The sequence below is a fragment of the Petrotoga sp. 9T1HF07.CasAA.8.2 genome (assembly GCF_002895585.1).
Classification (GTDB): Bacteria; Thermotogota; Thermotogae; order Petrotogales; family Petrotogaceae; genus Petrotoga; species Petrotoga mobilis.
The window spans coordinates 19,863-37,075 of the sequence record NZ_AZRI01000030.1 but is presented as its reverse complement, the minus strand read 5'-3'; the positions used below and the strand labels follow the sequence as shown (position 1 = coordinate 37,075).

Sequence of the window (17,213 nt, the reverse complement as noted above, 5' to 3'; positions counted from 1 at the left end):
TCCTCCTCAAACATTGATATAAAACATCTCTTCTTGAATTACTTGATACACACCACCCAACATCCATGCTTTTGGTCCTAAATTATCAACATCGTAAATCACCCTTTCACCTAAATTTCCGAAGGCATTTTCTTTAGCATAGTTTATAGAGTTATCTAAGAAATAATCTGAAAACTCTAAGGCTTCTCCGCCTATCAAAAAGTATTCAGGAGTAAAAATATTGATTAAATTTTTTATGGCTGTTCCTATTAATGTTGAGTATTCGTTGAAAACCTCGTGTGATACTTGAGGGTCTTCTTTTAAAGCTAATCTGATAAAATCAATTTCTGATAATTCGGTATTTTTAAACGTTTTATAATATTCTTTGAGGAGCGTGTTTTCACTTTTTGTGTTGATTTTATTAACCAAAGATTCAAAGCTAGCTTCTGCTTCTAAGCATCCATAGCTTCCGCAACTACATTTATTTCCATTCTCTTTTATAGTCATGTGTCCAATTTCTCCGGCGCCGCCGTTTCCGGTGTAAAGATTTCCATTTACAATAAGAGAACCACCTATGCCAACCCCGAGAGTCATAACTAATGCATGTTTATATTTTTTTAATTTTCCTTTCCATAAGTGAGCAAGTGTGAAAGAATCAACATCGTTTATTAGGTAAACAGGTACCTTTAATATATTTTTTAAGATTTTGCCAAGTTCAACGTTTTTCCAATTTAAAATAAAAGAATCTAGAACAACACCTTTTGTTGAATCGATGGTACCTGAAACAGCTACAGAAGCTCCGACTAAATGATTTTTGTTTTTTTGTTCAACGTATTCTTTAATTAGATAGGAAATTTTATGTGGGTCAAACTCCTCTCCGAACTCCTTTCGTTCCTGAGATAAGATCTTTCCAGTTAGATCTGTGATTATCAGTTGAAGATATCCCAAACCTATCTTCACACCTAAAATATTTCCGAAATTTGGATTAATACATAATAGAATGGGTTTTCTTCCTCCGGTCGAATTGCTTTCCCCAACTACCCTGATCAATCCTTTCTCTAGTAAATCAGAGGTAATCTTTGTGACTGTTCCTCCACTTAAACTTGTTTTTCTTGCTAGTGAAGCTCTGTCGATCTGTTTTTCTAAAAAGATTTCTTTTAATATAGTTTTCTCATTTATATCCCTAATTAATTCTCTGCTACCTACTAAAGCCAATTTTTCTCCTCTTTTCTATAAATTTTAGAATAATTTTATTATCTTACTTTCTTTACTATCGAAAGTAAGTTTATAGAAATTATAAAACTGTTTACAAAGATAGTCAAGTTTGATTACAGCAGATTATGAGCAATTACGAAGGTTTAGATCTATTTAAAAGCGTTTACCTTGCTTTTTCTTAAAAATAAAAAATAAGGCACTCATATAGAGTGCCCTAATATAATAAGAAAAATCTTATATTTCGATTAATTTTTCTTCTTTTAATCTTTGCAGATAATGTTCGACTTCTGCCTTTAAATCTTCCTCAATTCCCAACTCTGCTTTTGCTATTAAAATAGCTTCTTCTTTTGAAAATCCTAGTTCAAATACATTTAAAAATACATCCAAGAAATCTCTAAAGCTAGGTATTTCTTCTCTAATTTGGTTCATCCATTTTATATCTTCGATATTGTACCATGAATCGGAAATTGGTCCAATATTTTTTCTTATCTTTCTTTTTTGTTGGGGGATCAAATCTAACTCAATTTTTTCTTTAAAAAATTCAATTAATTCTTCTTCAACATCCCCATATTTAGAGAGTTGCTGTAGTTTTAGGTACGTCATATAATTTAAATAATTAGTGATGAGTTTGCTTTGAACATTGACTAACTTGAAATGATTGTTTATAATTTTCCCTTTTACTTGTGCCGAAACTTCTTGATTCATATTGTCTAGATCGTAGATAGTTTTTAACACAGCTTTTCCTATCCAGTCAAGGGTATTTTTTGAACAAGTATCAACCGTGTCGTCGCTTGAATGGTAATACCTATCAGGCCAATTTGTTAATGACACAGCCGGTATTCCCAAGCTTGGATCTGAAAACATGTAATGGTCAGAGCCTCCCGAATATCTTTCGAAAGATAATCTGAAAGCAGGATCTTCTAAATTGATATAAAGAAGTTCTCCTAAAAAAGAAGGTATTTCCCAAGGGGATGGAGTTAATTTCAGAGTTGATCCTGTTTTAAATTGATCTTCTCCCACCATATCTAAGTTTATAACGTAAGCGTTTTTTGGGAATTCTGTTGTTAAATAAGCGGCTGTACCGTACATCTCTGCTACCCAAAGACCAATGATTTTTCTGTTTAAATGATCTTGGAACTTCTCTAATACTCTCATTATTTCTGCTAGCAGTGCAGAACCGCTTGCATTGTCATTGGCTCCTGGTTTTGGATGACACAGATGAGCAGTTAAAATAATAGCTGGTTGATCGGTATCTTTACCTATATTTTCTTGTAAGACTTCTAGGGTATTTGTTCCTTGATCTGCATCCAAAAAGGCTTCTATGTAAACTTTTTCTTTTTTAAGTTTTTCCCTTAATTCTTGAAATTGATCGTAAGATAATGCGTAACCAAAGGCATACTTATTTTTAAAACTTGGGAAAGAAGTATAATTAATGGTATCAGGTAAAAGATTCGGAGTTCTTCCTATGGATTTATCCTGAGCTTTCATATAATAACTCAGAACACATCTTGCTTTGAATTTTTCTATTGCATAAAGATACACTAACGTGGGATTACCGTCAGCCAATACCGCATTTCCCGGTTCAAAATTTTTGTAGTCTTCCTCTGTTTCTCCTTTTCCTACATCGAAGACTTTTAGTTTTTCTACACCATCAGTCTTATCCGATAGAAATATTGCCGAGATAGGTGTTAGAGAAAGATCAGAGACGATGTATTTTCCATTTTGATATTTTAAATAACCTCCCTTTAGATTCCAACTTGGGGGACTTTGCCATGTGTTGTAAGTTTTATCCATAGGGAAGGTAAGCAAAGTTGAATTTTTCAAATAATTTTGAATTATCTCCCTCGCTTTGGAATATTCCAAGCTACCTTTTGCTCTGTGAAAACCAGAGATTTTTCTAATTAATTCCAAGGCATTTCTCGAAGAAAATTCGTAAAATATATCTTTTAAGTCTATCATTTCGTTCCCCCCCGTTTTCAAAGAATGTCTTTTTCTTCTATAAGGTCACTGCAGGCTTGTTCGGGAGAAACATGGTTTATGTGAAAGCCCGTACCCCATTCAAAACCAGCAACGTTAGTTAATCTAGGTAATATTTCTATATGCCAGTGGTAATATAGTTCCAGTCCGTCTATAAACGGTGAAGTGTGTATGAATAGATTAAATGGTGGATCGTCGAGTTTTTTATCAAACCTTTTGGTTATAATCGAAAGGGTTTTTGCTAAATCTTCAACTGATGCCGGATTGTTTTCTAAGGACCCAAAGTCATGTGAATGTTTGAGTGGAAGTATCCATGTTTCGTATGGAAATCTAGAGGCGTAAGGTTCTATAACAATGAACTCATCCGTTTTGAAAACGACCCTTTGTTTGTCCTTTAACTCTTGGTTTATTATGTCACAATAAACACATCTTTCTCGAAAGTCATAATAAGATTTGGAGCCTTCTATTTCTGATTTAATAGTGATGGGAACGATTGGAGTGGCGATGAGCTGTGAGTGTGGATGTGAAAGGGAAGCGCCAGCTTCTTCTCCCTTGTTTTTGAATATTTGAACGTATTTTATGTTTTTGTCTTTTCTTATTGTTTGAAACCTTTGTATGTAAGCCCATATTATTTCTTTTATTTGATCCATTGGCATATCAGCTAATTTCGCGTTGTGTTGTGGTGTTTCTATAATGACTTCATGGTATCCATAGCCAGACATTTGGTCATATATCCCGACACCCTGTTTTTTCAATTCGTTTTCAGAGTCGAGCGCTGGAAATTTATTCGGAACAACCCGAACCCACCATCCCGGGGAGTTTGGAGTGGAGTTAGCGTCTCTAAAGGCTATTATTTCTTCCGGTGTACTGTATTCATTTCCATAATCGAAAGGACAGAAGGAGTTTTCTATTTTTTGCTGTTGCTTTTTGAAATCCATGGGCCTTTTCGATCTTTCGGAAGATATTATAACCCATCTTTTTATTATAGGATCTTTTCTCAATTCCATCATTCTAATAACCTCGTTTTTTGTCAAGGGCGATTTTGTATAATTCGATGTATTTCTTGGCTGTTTTTTCGTAAGAGAAATCTTCTTTCATACAGTTTTCAAAAATATTCGTCCAGTCATCATTCCTTTTTTGATGAAAGTACACGGCATTCATTAAAGTGTATAATAAATTCGCTTCTTGGTATTCATAAAATCCGAATCCTGTTCCTTTTTTATCTTTTGGGTTGTATTCCGAAACCGTATCCTTCAATCCCCCTGTGTATCTTACAACGGGAACGGTGCCGTATCTCATCGAGTACATTTGGCCTAATCCGCATGGTTCATACTTAGATGGCATCAAAAAGATATCAGATCCGGCGTATATCTTTTGAGCTAGATCGACATCGAAGGTTATGTTGATGGAGACTTTTTTAGGATAAAGTTTTGTCAAGGTAGCAAAATATTCTTCGTACTTTTTATCTCCTGTTCCTAATAAAACAAATTGAATATCAGTGAGCAACAAAAAGTCTATTATTTTTGAAATTAAATCGATTCCTTTTTGCTCAAAGAGCCTGCCAATAAAAGAGATTAGCGTTACATTTTCATCCTTAACGAGTCCTAAGTATTCCTGTAAACTTGTTTTATTTTTTAATTTGTCTTTGTATGATTCAATAGGATAAAAGATATGTGGATCCTTTAATGGGTCATAAATGCTGTAATCAATGCCGTTTAATACACCAAACAAATCTTCAGATCGAACCTTCAATATACCTTCTAGTCCGTATCCGTATTCTTCGGTCTGTATTTCTTTTGCATAAGTGGGACTCACTGTATTTATTATATTACTGAACAAAATTCCACCTTTCAATATATTTACTTTTCCATAATACTCCAGAGCGTTTATGTTGAATAGGTAATTAGGTAATCCAGCCTGATTTAATACCTCAGGGTTAAAAAGCCCTTGATAACCTATATTGTGAATAGTTAATATTGTGGCTATCTTTTTTAAAATGTTGTCTTGTAAATAAACGGTTTTTAGATATACAGGTATAAGGGAAGTGTGCCAGTCATTTGCGTTGATAACGTTTGTGTCGGGTTCACATTCTTTTATGGTTTTTAAAACAGAGTCACAAAAGTACGAAGTTTTCAAAAAGATATTTTCTTCATCATATATGTTTTTTGAATCATAGAGGGTATCTGTTTTTATGAAATAAATTACTACAGAGGAACCTTCTAAATAACTTTTATAAACACTGAAAGGAGATTTATGTGTATGAGAATCAGGTATTAAGTCTGTTTTTACAACCTCAAATTTAGAAATATCATAATTATTTTCTATGTTTTTATGAAAAGGCATCACAACGTATATATCTTCTCCTGCATTTTTAATATATTTTGGTAAGGCTCCAGCTACGTCTGCCAAGCCTCCAGCTTTAGCAAATGGAGAGACTTCGTAGGATACGTAAGCTATTTTCATAATATGTATCGCCTCCTAGTGAGTAATTCTGTCTTTTCTTTAAAGATTCTAAAAACTTGTTTTAGCGCCCCTTCGCCCCGCTCCCCGCCCATAAGGAAAGGTGGAGTAGGGCTTTGCCCTTTCACCCCGCTTTTTACCTGTCTTTGTCTCCATTTTCTTCGTATATACCTTCATACTCTATATTTTCTTCGTCCAATATATCAGAAATGAGGTCGATATTTTTAATGCCTAATTTGAGACTGATCATTCTCTTTTCATCACTTATTTTGGCGGTCATTAGAGAGAGAAGGTTGATTTTTCGATTCGCAAATATGCTCAAGAGTTTGCTGAGTTCACCAGGAACGTCATTTATCTTTATTAAAGCTCGTGTTCCTGTTTCATCAATAGCTGAGATGGTTTTAAAGGCTTTTAAAACTTCAAAAAGTCCAAAGATTCCTACAGGGCGCATTTCATTGTTAACAACGGGTAAAACTCTAGCTCTGTTTTCTAACATCAAAACTAGAGCATCTTCTAATAAGTCAGTGTCAAATAAAAAAGAGTCGGTAGGATCTAATATTTCTATTAATTTCGTATCTAAGCCATAAGAAGAAAATGTAGTTGTTATATCGTTGAAAGTAATGAGGTTGTACAGAGTCCCATCTCGTCTCACAACAACCAAATTTTCTTCTTCACTGCTTATTTTATCAAAGGCTTTTTGCAAGGTTTCTGTGTACTCAATTGTTTGAAAAGTATAATTTTGCCATATTTTTACATACATCATACAACCCCCAATATAATCTGTAAGACTAAAAACAATAATTATAAATTATTCATAAGGTATGCGAAAACTTGGGTATCTTTAATTAAATTATCTATTTTTACGTATTCGTTAGGTTGATGTGCTGTTCCATCAATTGTTGACCAAACAGCAGCAGGAAACCCTGCCCCACGGACTATCGCTGCACAGGTACCTCCACCTATTCCACCAACTTCAGCTTCTATATTTCTAAGGTTTCTTATACTTTCTTTCAATATTTCTACACAGGGATGGTCTTTTGGTGTGGGTTTTGTTGATTTTTCAAGATGTTCCCCTTCAATTATTATTTTGACATTCCATTTATTCTCGTATTCTTTTGACAGGTTTTTAAGGTTGTTTATTATTTGTTCAACGTCATAATTTGGAAGAATTCTTCCATCAAAATATATGATATCAGTGCCGGGAATGGTATTTATATTTTCAACATTTGATACTTTCTTTGTTGGTTCAAAAGAAGAGTAAGGATAATTAAAGAGGTCGTCTTGTAGGTTATAAGTTTCATGGAAATATTTATCGGCTGCAATTGCGAAATCCATACCAGCTCTATGGGCGTTAATGGAGATATTGGGCATAGATGCATGGCCTTGTTTTCCAATAGTTGTTATTTTTAACCACATAATCGATTTTTCCGCAACTTCGATGAAGCTTCCATCAGATTCCCCGGCATCTGGTACGTAGAACCAATCCCCTTCTTTAAATAATCCTTGTTTTAATAAGTATTTTATTCCAAATTCTGAACCCGTTTCTTCATCTGAAACCAAAGCTAAGGCAATGTTGTTTTTTGGCCTCACTTTTAAATCCATAATACTTTTCACGGCATATAATGTTGATATTAAAGAGGCTCCATTGTCTTCGCTTCCCCTTCCAAAAATCTTTCCGTCTTTTACTACCGGTTGAAAAGGATCTGTTTCCCACAATTTGATATCACCAGCAGGTACCTTGTCCATATGCGTTACAAACCAAATAGTTCTTTGTGGATTTTGACCTTTATAGGTTGCAACTATGTTTGGTCTGTATCCATATTCAACAGCATCGTCTGGAGCGTCGTATCTTTTGATTTCATCGAAATTCCATCCTTTAATCAAAGATTCCAGCCATTCTGCAGCTTCCTTTTCTCCAGGTCCTCCCGCACGTGGGTTGACAGAATCAATTGATATGAACTTTTTTGAACTTTCAATAATTTCTTCTTTTAATTCTTCTACTTTTTTAATTATACTTTCCTTCATGTAATTAGCCCCCTTATATGTATTTGTAATTCAAAACCATTTTTTCTTTTTGAATATAATTATCATAATCACAGCTATAGTCGCCATGATACCTAAGATTAGGAAATAGCCAAATTTCCAATGCAGTTCTGGCATATTCTCAAAATTCATTCCATATATTCCCGCTATAAAAGATAGTGGGATGAAAATAGTTGATATTATGGTGAGTATTCTCATTATTTCATTTAAACGGTTGCTCACTATCGACAAGTAAATCTCTGTTAAGTTATTTAAATTCTCTCTCAATAAATCGATAGATTCGTTTATCCGTATGGTATGGTCGTAAAGGTCGATAAAGTATACCTCATTGTTTTCATTTACGAATCCCTTTTCTTTTTTTTGTATTTGAAAGAGTATGTCTTTTAAAGGGAATACAAATCTTCGGAACCTTAATATTTCCTGCTTGATTTTCTTTATTTTTATAAAATGCTCTTCTTCAATCTCTTCTGTGATTTTTTCATCAATTTCTTCCGTATGTGAAATATAGTTATTTAATTTTGATAAGTAACTATCAACTACTATATCCATTAAAGAGAAGGTTAAGTAACCTACGTCTTTTTTCCTTATATCTCCTGCGTTTGTCTTGAGCTGTGTTTTTAACAAATTTGTGGCAAAATTCTTTTCCTCTGAGAAACTAATCATTATGTTTCCTTGTATAATTATACTGAGTTGTCTAAATTCTAGCTTTTCGCTTGAATCGGAGATTAATTTTATGACTAAAAATGTGTAAGAATCATAGAACTCGATCTTAGTTCTTTGATTGACATTAATTATATCCTCTAAGGTTAACTTGTGAATATCAAAGATTTCGCCAATGGATTTTAATTTATCAGGGTCTGAGACATTTTCAAAATCGATCCAATGAATTTTGTTTTTATCTAAGGCTTTTAAAAAATCAGGGTCAACATTTTCACTAATGTTATAAGTGTATTGATCATAGGAAACAACGTTGATAATTGCGTTTGATGGTTCTAATTTTCCTGTGTAAATAAGCTCTCCAGGAGGGTTCCCAACTTTACTTAAATTTTTTCGTTTAGCTGAATTCATAATAATTTCCCTCTTTCAAAAGTTGTGAGATCAATCTCTCTTCAAACTTGGGATCGTATTCAAAAGTTATGGGATCTTGTAATGTTTTGATACTTATTATGTGTCCCCTTTTTGGATTCCCAAAGTCGGATAATAGGTAAAGGTAGAATAGTATTTGAAATTTATAATCGTTGATTTTTTTTGGATCCCTCAATTCTGAGTATTTGTAATCCAAAATCTCGATATCACCGTTTTCTATGATAACTTTATCAGGAATGCCAAATAACATGTATTCTTTTTTTCCTAAATTCAATTTTTTCATGAGTCTCCATTCATTTTTTATTATTTTATTCTCATTGGGTGTGAAAGCTTTTTTCACTATATCTAATTCATCAAAACGCTGTGGTAACTCCCCATTTTTTATCATGTTTTTTATGTGACTTATGTTTTGAGCACTTCTTAGTTTAGAGTGTAAAAAAGACCCTCTGAAGATAAGCTCTTGGTCTGAAAAAATGTTTTTTGGATCAAAATAAGTTGAAGGAGATGTAATGGTTCCACTGAGGTCTTCGATTAAATCTAATTCTTCAGTTTTTATTTCCTTGATTATGTAAGTTGGGGCTATATACTTTTTATACGAGAGATTGGTTAAGTCTTTAAGATTTTGTTGTGGTATATCTTTAAACAAAGAATTTTCTCCCTCTTGGTTCAGAGGTTCAGGGGTGTTTTCTTGTACTTGCTGAATATGATCAGATTGAATTATATCTATCATATCTGAATTTTTTACAGTTAAGAAGAAATTATTTAAAGTATCAGCTTTCTCGTTGGACACTAAAATGGGTAGCAACAAGTCTTTCGCTCTTGTTATTCCCACATATACTAATCTATTGGCTTCGGTTTTATCCAAAAATTCGTTGTTTTTAAACCATTTGAGAAGCCAGTGATCACTGTTTTCTACGCTCTCTTTATATATATTGTTTAAGATGTAATATCTATTTCCCTCCGCATTAGGGATTGAAAATTCTGCATTAGAACCATTTTTTGTGTTTGAGATAGAGTTGTGTAAACCAATCATTAATACAATAGGAAATTCCAAACCTTTAGATTTATGAATGGTCATTACTTTCACACTGTTAGATGTTTCATCTTCAATAGAAGCCTCTTCTTCGGAGATATTAGAGGCATTTTTCAAAAATCTGACCAATTCAGAAAAGGAATTTGCCATATTGTTGTATTCTTCGGCTTGGTTTATAAGTTTTTTTATATTGGATATTGAAACTTCAGGATCATTTGTTAAAGCGAGTTTAGTGAAGTAATTGTTGTCGTTTATTATGCCTTTAAGTATAGAAGATGGAGTTAAATAATATTTGAGATCCTTGTACTTTTTAAGCACTTTATAACTTTCCACCACATCGTCAGGGAACTCATTTTGTACGTTTTCAAAGGTTTCAAAAAAGCTTCCTTGCCTTTTTTCTACTAATTTGGAAAGATCTTGAAAACTCATACCTACTAGAAGTGACATCATATATCTGACAAACTGGTAGTCGTTGAATGGATTTTGAATTGAGTTGAGGGCAGCGAAAATAGCTTGAATTTCTGGCCTATTGTAAAAAGATTTGCTGCCGAATATATAAAAGGGTATATTATATTTAAAAAAAGTGTTTCTAAGTATTTTCTCTGTATTTTTTAATTCTTTTGAAAGGACAGCGATATCTTTTGGTTCGATTTTTCTTCTTTCGTAATATACTTTATTATTATTTCTTACTTTGAAATCCATTTCTTGCCCTAACAACTTTTTTATCACTTTTGCCAACGTCTCTATTTCGATGGCAAGGCGATTTTCTTGGTTGTTTAAGGCATTTTCATCCGTAGGTTCAATTAATATGTATTTAACTCTTTTAGTATCATCTTCACTCAACCTAGGAATTGTTTCGGTCTCTTGGGGAAGGATTTCGGGTTCTGATATATCTTCTTCTTGGAAGGAAAGATTTTCTAAAAGTTTGGGATCGATGTCTTGCATTTGTATATTTTCTCTTTTAAATAAAGAAGCTTCAGAAAGATAATTTGCAAAATTTATTATTTGTTGATGGGACCTTCTGTTTTTAGTTAATTTCCCTAAAAGAACTTCTTCATCGGAGCTTTCAGCTTCTGTTAAAGAACGAGAAAACACAGACACATCTGCTCCTCTGAAACGATAGATGGATTGTTTCCTATCTCCAACATAAAAAAAGTAATTATCTGTGGTATGGAGTTTGTCAAAGATTTCTTTTTGAAGATAATTAGTATCTTGAAATTCATCGACTATGATATATTTGAATTTATTTTGATACTTTTTAAGAAGATCGGGGTTATTTTCGAATTCTTCTACAACCTTTTCTAAAACTGCTTTGAAGTCGTATAAAAAATTATCGATGGTTAATCCCAAATAGAATTCACTAGCGATAAGAGAAATAATTTTGACAAGCCATAAAAAGTTCTTGTAAAGTTCGGAAAGTTCTTTATCTGCTAATTCTAAATCATTAGTTAATAAAGCTCTTGACATTTCGATGCGCCAGTTGGAAACGACATCTTGAATTATTTTTTCAAACTTGTCCAGTCCTATTTCAGAAAGTATAGTTTTAAAGGTTTCTTTAAATTTTGTTTTTTCTCTATTTAAAGCTTCGACATACTTTTCTATTTTTTCTTTCCTTTTTGTGGATAAGAAGTTGAGCCAATCTATTTCTTTATCTTGATATATTTCTAAGGCGACTCTTAGAGCAGAATAAACCGATCTTTCAACTTCTCGATCTCTTTGAAAATCGCTTATTATACTAAAATTTGGGTCTACTCCCACTGAAATGTTGTTTTCCCTTATTATTCTTGAACAAAAGCTGTCTATAGTTTTGATCCAGGAGCGTGATAAATTAATTTTTACTTCGTTCCAATATTGATACCATTCTAATTTGCTGGCGCCATATGGGGGTTTTTTATCCAATTTATTGGAAACCTCTTCCATAATTCTATTCTTCATTTCGGAGGCAGCTTTATTTGTAAAGGTCACCGTAAGAATGTTATCAACTATGTCAGCATTGGGAAAATTCTTTTCTAATATTTTTATAAAATATTGTGTAAGAATATAAGTTTTGCCCGTTCCAGCTGATGCCGAAATGAAGAAATTCCTGTTTGGATCATCTATCTCTTTGTAAACATCAACTTTTTTTACAGTCATTTAGTATCTTGTCCTTTCAAATTTTGAACCAATCTGTTTTAAATATTATACCATAATTATATTATTGATTAAAAAGTAAAGACGCTCTATGGTATAGAGCGTCTTGATGATAAGTTAGAATTGTTCTATTTGTTAATTAGCCGTAATTTTTTTTAATTCTTCTTTGTTGTGTATTTTTTCGTACACAAAATCTTTAGTAACTTTACCGTCTTTGACTTCCACTATTCTACTTGAATATTTTTCTACAATTTTCATATTGTGCGTGACCATTATGATGGTCAGTCCAAGCTCTTTATTTATCTTCATTGTTAATTCCATCACTTTTTCGACATTTTGGGGATCAAGAGCAGCCGTATGTTCGTCTAATAACAGAAGATCAGGCTTTGTTATAGAAGCAAGGACCATGGCGAGAGCCTGTTTTTGTCCTCCGGAAAATTCTCTGACTTTTGTTTTAAGCCTCTTTTCTAATCCCATGTTTAAAGATTTCAACAATTCTAATCCTTCGTATTTTCCAAATGAAAAGAATCTGTTGCCTTTTTTGGATCCCAAGATCAAATTTTCTTCAAGAGTTAGATCAGGGAATACACCTCTATCAGGTTCTTGATACACTATACCAACATTTCTAAAGAGTTTGTAGGGCTTGGTTCTTTTTATGCTCTTATTATTTAATGTAAAGCTTCCTTGATCTAACACTACTTCACCGGTCAAAACTTTAAGAAGCGTCGTCTTCCCTGCGCCATTGGGACCTATGATAGTGACGAATTCTCCCTTTTTAATACTTAACTCAAATTTGTCCAATGCTTTTTTTTCATTAACTTGATTTTTATTGTATACTACTCTGATGTTTTTAAGCTCAACCATTTTTTAAATTCTACCCTCCTCAATCCAATTACTATTATTATGAACAACGCGGTTATTAGTTTCATATCGCTTGATTGGAAGCCTATCGTGTAACCATATCTCATGGCTAACGCCAGTAAAAATTGATAGACAACAGCTCCAATAATGGGGCATAACATGTTATAGAACAGATTTAGCCTCCCAAATATTATTTCCCCCAAAATAACTGCCGCCAAAGAAGTTACAACTATGCCTTGCCCCATATTTACATCTGAAAATCCACCGTACATAGAGAACAAGGATCCCGAAAGCCCGGCGAAGAAATTTCCTAAAAATAATCCGATTATACTCATAATTTCAGGGTTCATACCAAGGTTTTTGATTCCTGCCTTGTTACCTCCGTATCCCCTGAGAGCTATTCCTAATTCTGTTCTCAAAAAGATTATCGTTAGAAGAGCAGATACAAATACCACCGATGCTATTAAGATGGTAGAATTATAACCGGAGTTTTCTCTGAATGGAGATAAGGTTTTTTTGGTTTCGTTTGTTTGTAAATTAGTTTGACTTTCATTTAAGCTACTCATACCTAAAAGGTCGTCTAACTTGGTTTTTTCTGTGTATTGTGCCTCTTGTTGTGCGGTTATTTCTTTAGGAACAGAAACGTTCGGCCCATTCATGACCCTAATATTTATCGAATAGAGCATGGTCATAACCAAAATGCTGGCTAACAAGGAATTGACTTTTAATTTGTTATGTATCAGAGCGGTTATTATCCCAAAAAAACCAGCCATTAAACCACCAAGAATCATACACAGTATCCAAGGCAGGCCAGCATACATAAACGCGACGGTTACGGCTCCTCCCAACACATACGATCCATCCGGGGTTAAATCCGGAAGGTCGATGACTCTGAAACTTATAAACACGCCCATCGCAACTAGGGAGGCTATCAATCCTTGTTCTAATATACCCACTAAATCCATAATTTTCCTCCTAAAATTCTTTCATGATCATAGTGTATCTACTATTTCATCTGCAATATCTAAAAATTGTTGAGGTATATTTACATCTAAATTCTGGGCTCTATCCAAATTTATATAAAAGGTTAGAGCATCTGCTCCTACTATCTTAGATTCGATTTCATAAGGTTTTTTGCCGTTTATGAGATCAAGGACAATTTTTCCCGTTTCTATTCCTACTTGATAATAATCAAAGCCAAAACCTAAAACTGATGTTTTTTTTGCAATATCAATGTCACCTGCAACTACCGGAATCTCGTTCTTTTCAAATACTTGGCCTAAGATTTCAGCTGATGAAGCAACCAAATTATCTGTGTATAGATAGGCAACATCTATCCTGCTTGCCTGGGCATTTAAGGAAGTTACAAGTTCATTGGCGTTCGTTCCAGTAATTTCTATAACATTGAATCCAAGTTGAGGTGCAAATTTCTTAGTTTGATCCGCTAAAAAAACCGAGTTAGCTTCTCCAGTATTGTAAAGAATTGCCAAATTTTTAGCATCAGGAAATATGGTTCTCATAAGGTTTACATGAGTTTCAACAGGAACCATATCGCTTATTCCAACAACATTTCCTGGATTTTTACCAAATTTAGGGATCAAACCCGCACTGATTGGATCCGTAACTGCGCTGAATACCACTGGCTTGTCTTTTATTTCCGTCGCAGCTGCTTGAGCGGAAGGTGTAGCTATTGCAACTATTATATCTACATCTGTTTTGAACTTGTTAGCTATAGTTATTGCATTTTGAAAGCTACCTTGAGCGCTTTGATGCTCATACTCAAAATTTACACCGGAATCTTCAAGATAATCAATTACTCCCTGATAAATCTTGTTTAAAGCGGGGTGTTCCACGATTTGTGTGATACCTATCTTTACACCAAAAGTAAATGTGAATAGAAAAACAATGACCACCGTTGTTAATACTTTTTTCATACCCTCACACCTCCTGGAGATTTTGTTTTTTCCCGTATTTATTATAAAAAAAAGGTGTCTACTTTTTTCGTAGACACCCACTTGTTTCTTCTTATACCTACTTGCTAGCTAATAGGTAATGGAAGGCACCAAGTTGGGTGTCTTTCCAATACCAAAAGTTGAAATATTGATTATTTTTTGATTCTAAAGTATTGAGGGGATTTGTTAATAATCGTAATGAAATTTTTTTCATAGTAACCCTCGCTTAATTGAAATTTAATTTTTCAAATTATACAACAATCAATAAGGATTGTCAAGTAAAAATTTTAATTTTTACAAAAGATTGGAGAAAATCCGGCTGAATGCTTCTGTAAATTTTATAGGGAAAGGTTGATTATTGAAGTAATTTTGAGAAATGTGGGAACTGATTTTTAAATCTTCAAGAAAAATATCTTCTATTTGTTGAGTTTTTTCCCTATCGTATATTAAGAGATTTGCCTCGTAATTCAGTTCAAAACTTCGAATATCTATATTTGCTGTTCCAACGGTCGATATTAAACCATCTATGGATACGAATTTAGAATGTATGAATCGATCTTTTTTGTAAAAATATACTTCAACACCGTATTTTATAATTTCCTCCAAATACGTTCTTGAAGCAAAATAGACTAAAAAATGATCCATCTTTCCTGGAAATAAGATTTTTACTTTAATACCCGAAAGCGCAGCTATTTTCAAAGCCGAAAGAATGCTATCATCTGGAATGAAGTACGGGGTAGCTATGTATATATGGTCTTTAGCAATAGTAATCATCTTATGGATGGTTTGCATTATCGATGAATTTTCTGATTCTGGGCCACTCACCGCTATTTGTATTAATGAGTCTCCTTTTCTCTCTTGTTTTTTAAAGTATTTACTAGGATCTATTTTTTCTTTTTTTCTCTCTGCCTTTACAATTGTTTGATAGTCTTCAAAGAAAATTTTTTGAAGTCCGTTTACAGCCTCTCCCCTAACTTTTAAATGAAGATCTCTCCAATACCCCAAACTACTTTTACCAATGTATTCATTTCCAATGTTTATTCCTCCGATGAAGCCGATTTCAGAGTCAATTATAGCTATTTTTCTGTGATTTCTGTAATTCACTTGGGTATTAACAAATTTAAGCACTGGGGATAAAAAATAGCTATAAAAAGCAATTTCAACTCCTGCATTTTCTAATTGCTTTATATAGCTTTTCTTTAGACGCCCTGAACCTATTTTATCCATAATAAATTTAATTTCTACGCCCTCTTTAGCCTTTTTTACCAAGAGATCTTTGAGCTTTTTGCCTGTTTCATCATCTTTTACAATATAGTACTCCAAATGGATAGATTCTTTAGCATTTTCAATTTCTTTAAAGAAAGAAGCGAATTTTTCTTTCCCATTTTTAAAAATTTCTATGTCGTTTCCCAAGAATAAAGGCGATTTAGAGTTCTTTTTTAAAAGATTAATTAGTTGCAAATATTGAGTATCATTTTCTCCAAGTACCTTAATTAGCCAATTTTTTTCTTCTTGTGACAAAGTAGGTTCTGAATCCAAATAAATATCGCTGGTAAGCTTTCTTCTTTTCCAGTTTCTTCCAAAAAAAAGATAGATTACAAATCCTATAAGTGGGATTACGGCAAAAATTAGAAGCCAACTTATGGTTTTTTCGGGTCTTTTTCTTTCTAAGATGACAATAGTCGTAGCAACAAATGAATATATTAATACAAAAAAAGTCCAAAATCCAAATTTGAAAATTATTGCGAAAGCCATTTTATACTTCTCCTAAATCTCTTATGTTTTGCCATATAGAGTAGATCTCTTCGTGAATTTCTTCGATTGATTTTAATTCTCCATTTTCTTTTAAACAGTTTATTATCTTCCAGTTGTACTTCTGGGCGATATATTTTGCATTTTCGTATGTTTTGTTTATGTACTCGATGTTTTTTTCGTGGATATCTTTTCCGGTTAGATCTATTATCTTTTCCTTTCTTTTTTTCAACAATTCTATACTAATTTTAGGAGGAATATCTAAAAATATTACGTAGTCGGGTTTTGGCAAATTAAATTTGTTGAATTCCAAATCCCAAAGCCATTCTAAAAATTTATCTTTTTCACTTTGATTTTCGAATTTTGAAGATTGATATATCATGTTGGAGGTTGTGTACCTATCGGATATTAAAATTCCACCAGATTCATATAAGGGTTTCAATTCTTTTTGATAAGTTGCGAATCGGTCCACGGCAAAAAATGTGGAAGCAGCGTATGGATTTATTGCTTCAGGGTTTTCCCCAAATTCACCTTTTAAATACATTTTTATCAAAGCGGAAGAGTCACTTTTGTAATTTGGAAATTCAACTTTGTATGCCTTAATTTTTTCATCTTTTAATCTTTGTGATAATATTTCTGCTTGCGTGGCTTTGCCACTTGCGTCTGTCCCAGATTCTATTACAATAAGCATTCCTTTTTTCATAAAATATCCTCCTACCGTTTAG

The 17,213-nt window shown here is 33.2% G+C and carries 13 protein-coding genes; all 13 read right to left on the bottom strand.

Going from position 1 to position 17,213, the window contains the following annotated elements; genetic code table 11:
- Positions 1 to 6 precede the first annotated feature (6 nt).
- Entirely contained in the window at positions 7 to 1,194 is a 1,188-nt protein-coding gene (locus X925_RS07115; RefSeq protein WP_121959563.1) for an ROK family protein, read from the bottom strand.
- A gap of 234 nt (positions 1,195 to 1,428) precedes the next feature.
- Complete coding sequence (locus X925_RS07110) at positions 1,429 to 3,153, bottom strand: DUF4910 domain-containing protein (RefSeq protein ID WP_121959562.1); 1,725 nt, start codon at positions 3,151 to 3,153, stop codon at positions 1,429 to 1,431.
- A 17-nt stretch (positions 3,154 to 3,170) separates the two neighbouring features.
- Positions 3,171 to 4,181, bottom strand: a complete 1,011-nt coding sequence (gene galT, locus X925_RS07105; protein WP_121959561.1) for a galactose-1-phosphate uridylyltransferase — start codon at positions 4,179 to 4,181, stop codon at positions 3,171 to 3,173.
- A 1-nt stretch (position 4,182) separates the two neighbouring features.
- Positions 4,183 to 5,634 (bottom strand): glycogen synthase, encoded by a 1,452-nt coding sequence (locus tag X925_RS07100; RefSeq protein WP_121959560.1) that lies wholly within the window; start codon positions 5,632 to 5,634, stop codon positions 4,183 to 4,185.
- 133 nt (positions 5,635 to 5,767) lie between these two features.
- Positions 5,768 to 6,394 carry a CBS domain-containing protein gene (locus X925_RS07095; protein ID WP_121959559.1) on the bottom strand — a complete coding sequence of 209 codons (627 nt, stop codon included), beginning with the start codon at positions 6,392 to 6,394 and terminating at the stop codon, positions 5,768 to 5,770.
- A 38-nt stretch (positions 6,395 to 6,432) separates the two neighbouring features.
- Entirely contained in the window at positions 6,433 to 7,656 is a 1,224-nt protein-coding gene (locus X925_RS07090; protein ID WP_121959558.1) for a M20 family metallo-hydrolase, read from the bottom strand.
- Between the two features lie 30 nt (positions 7,657 to 7,686).
- Complete coding sequence (corA, locus tag X925_RS07085) at positions 7,687 to 8,742, bottom strand: magnesium/cobalt transporter CorA (protein WP_121959557.1); 1,056 nt, start codon at positions 8,740 to 8,742, stop codon at positions 7,687 to 7,689.
- On the bottom strand, positions 8,729 to 11,926 hold the full coding sequence (locus tag X925_RS07080) for an exodeoxyribonuclease V subunit beta (protein WP_121959556.1): 3,198 nt from the start codon (positions 11,924 to 11,926) through the stop codon (positions 8,729 to 8,731). Before X925_RS07080 ends, corA begins: the two co-directional genes overlap by 14 nt.
- 132 nt (positions 11,927 to 12,058) lie before the next feature.
- Positions 12,059 to 12,787 carry an ABC transporter ATP-binding protein gene (locus X925_RS07075; RefSeq protein WP_121959555.1) on the bottom strand — a complete coding sequence of 243 codons (729 nt, stop codon included), beginning with the start codon at positions 12,785 to 12,787 and terminating at the stop codon, positions 12,059 to 12,061.
- On the bottom strand, positions 12,760 to 13,749 hold the full coding sequence (locus X925_RS07070; protein ID WP_121959554.1) for an ABC transporter permease: 990 nt from the start codon (positions 13,747 to 13,749) through the stop codon (positions 12,760 to 12,762). The genes X925_RS07075 and X925_RS07070 overlap by 28 nt, the downstream gene beginning before the upstream one ends.
- 27 nt (positions 13,750 to 13,776) lie before the next feature.
- Positions 13,777 to 14,718 carry an ABC transporter substrate-binding protein gene (locus X925_RS07065; protein ID WP_121959553.1) on the bottom strand — a complete coding sequence of 314 codons (942 nt, stop codon included), beginning with the start codon at positions 14,716 to 14,718 and terminating at the stop codon, positions 13,777 to 13,779.
- Positions 14,719 to 15,030: 312 nt separating this feature from the next.
- A complete protein-coding gene (cls, locus tag X925_RS07060) occupies positions 15,031 to 16,491 on the bottom strand; it encodes a cardiolipin synthase (protein ID WP_121959552.1) in 1,461 nt (486 codons plus the stop codon).
- 1 nt (position 16,492) lies between these two features.
- Positions 16,493 to 17,191, bottom strand: coding sequence for a dTMP kinase (tmk, locus tag X925_RS07055; RefSeq protein WP_121959551.1), 699 nt, complete (start codon positions 17,189 to 17,191; stop codon positions 16,493 to 16,495).
- Positions 17,192 to 17,213: the final 22 nt, after the last annotated feature.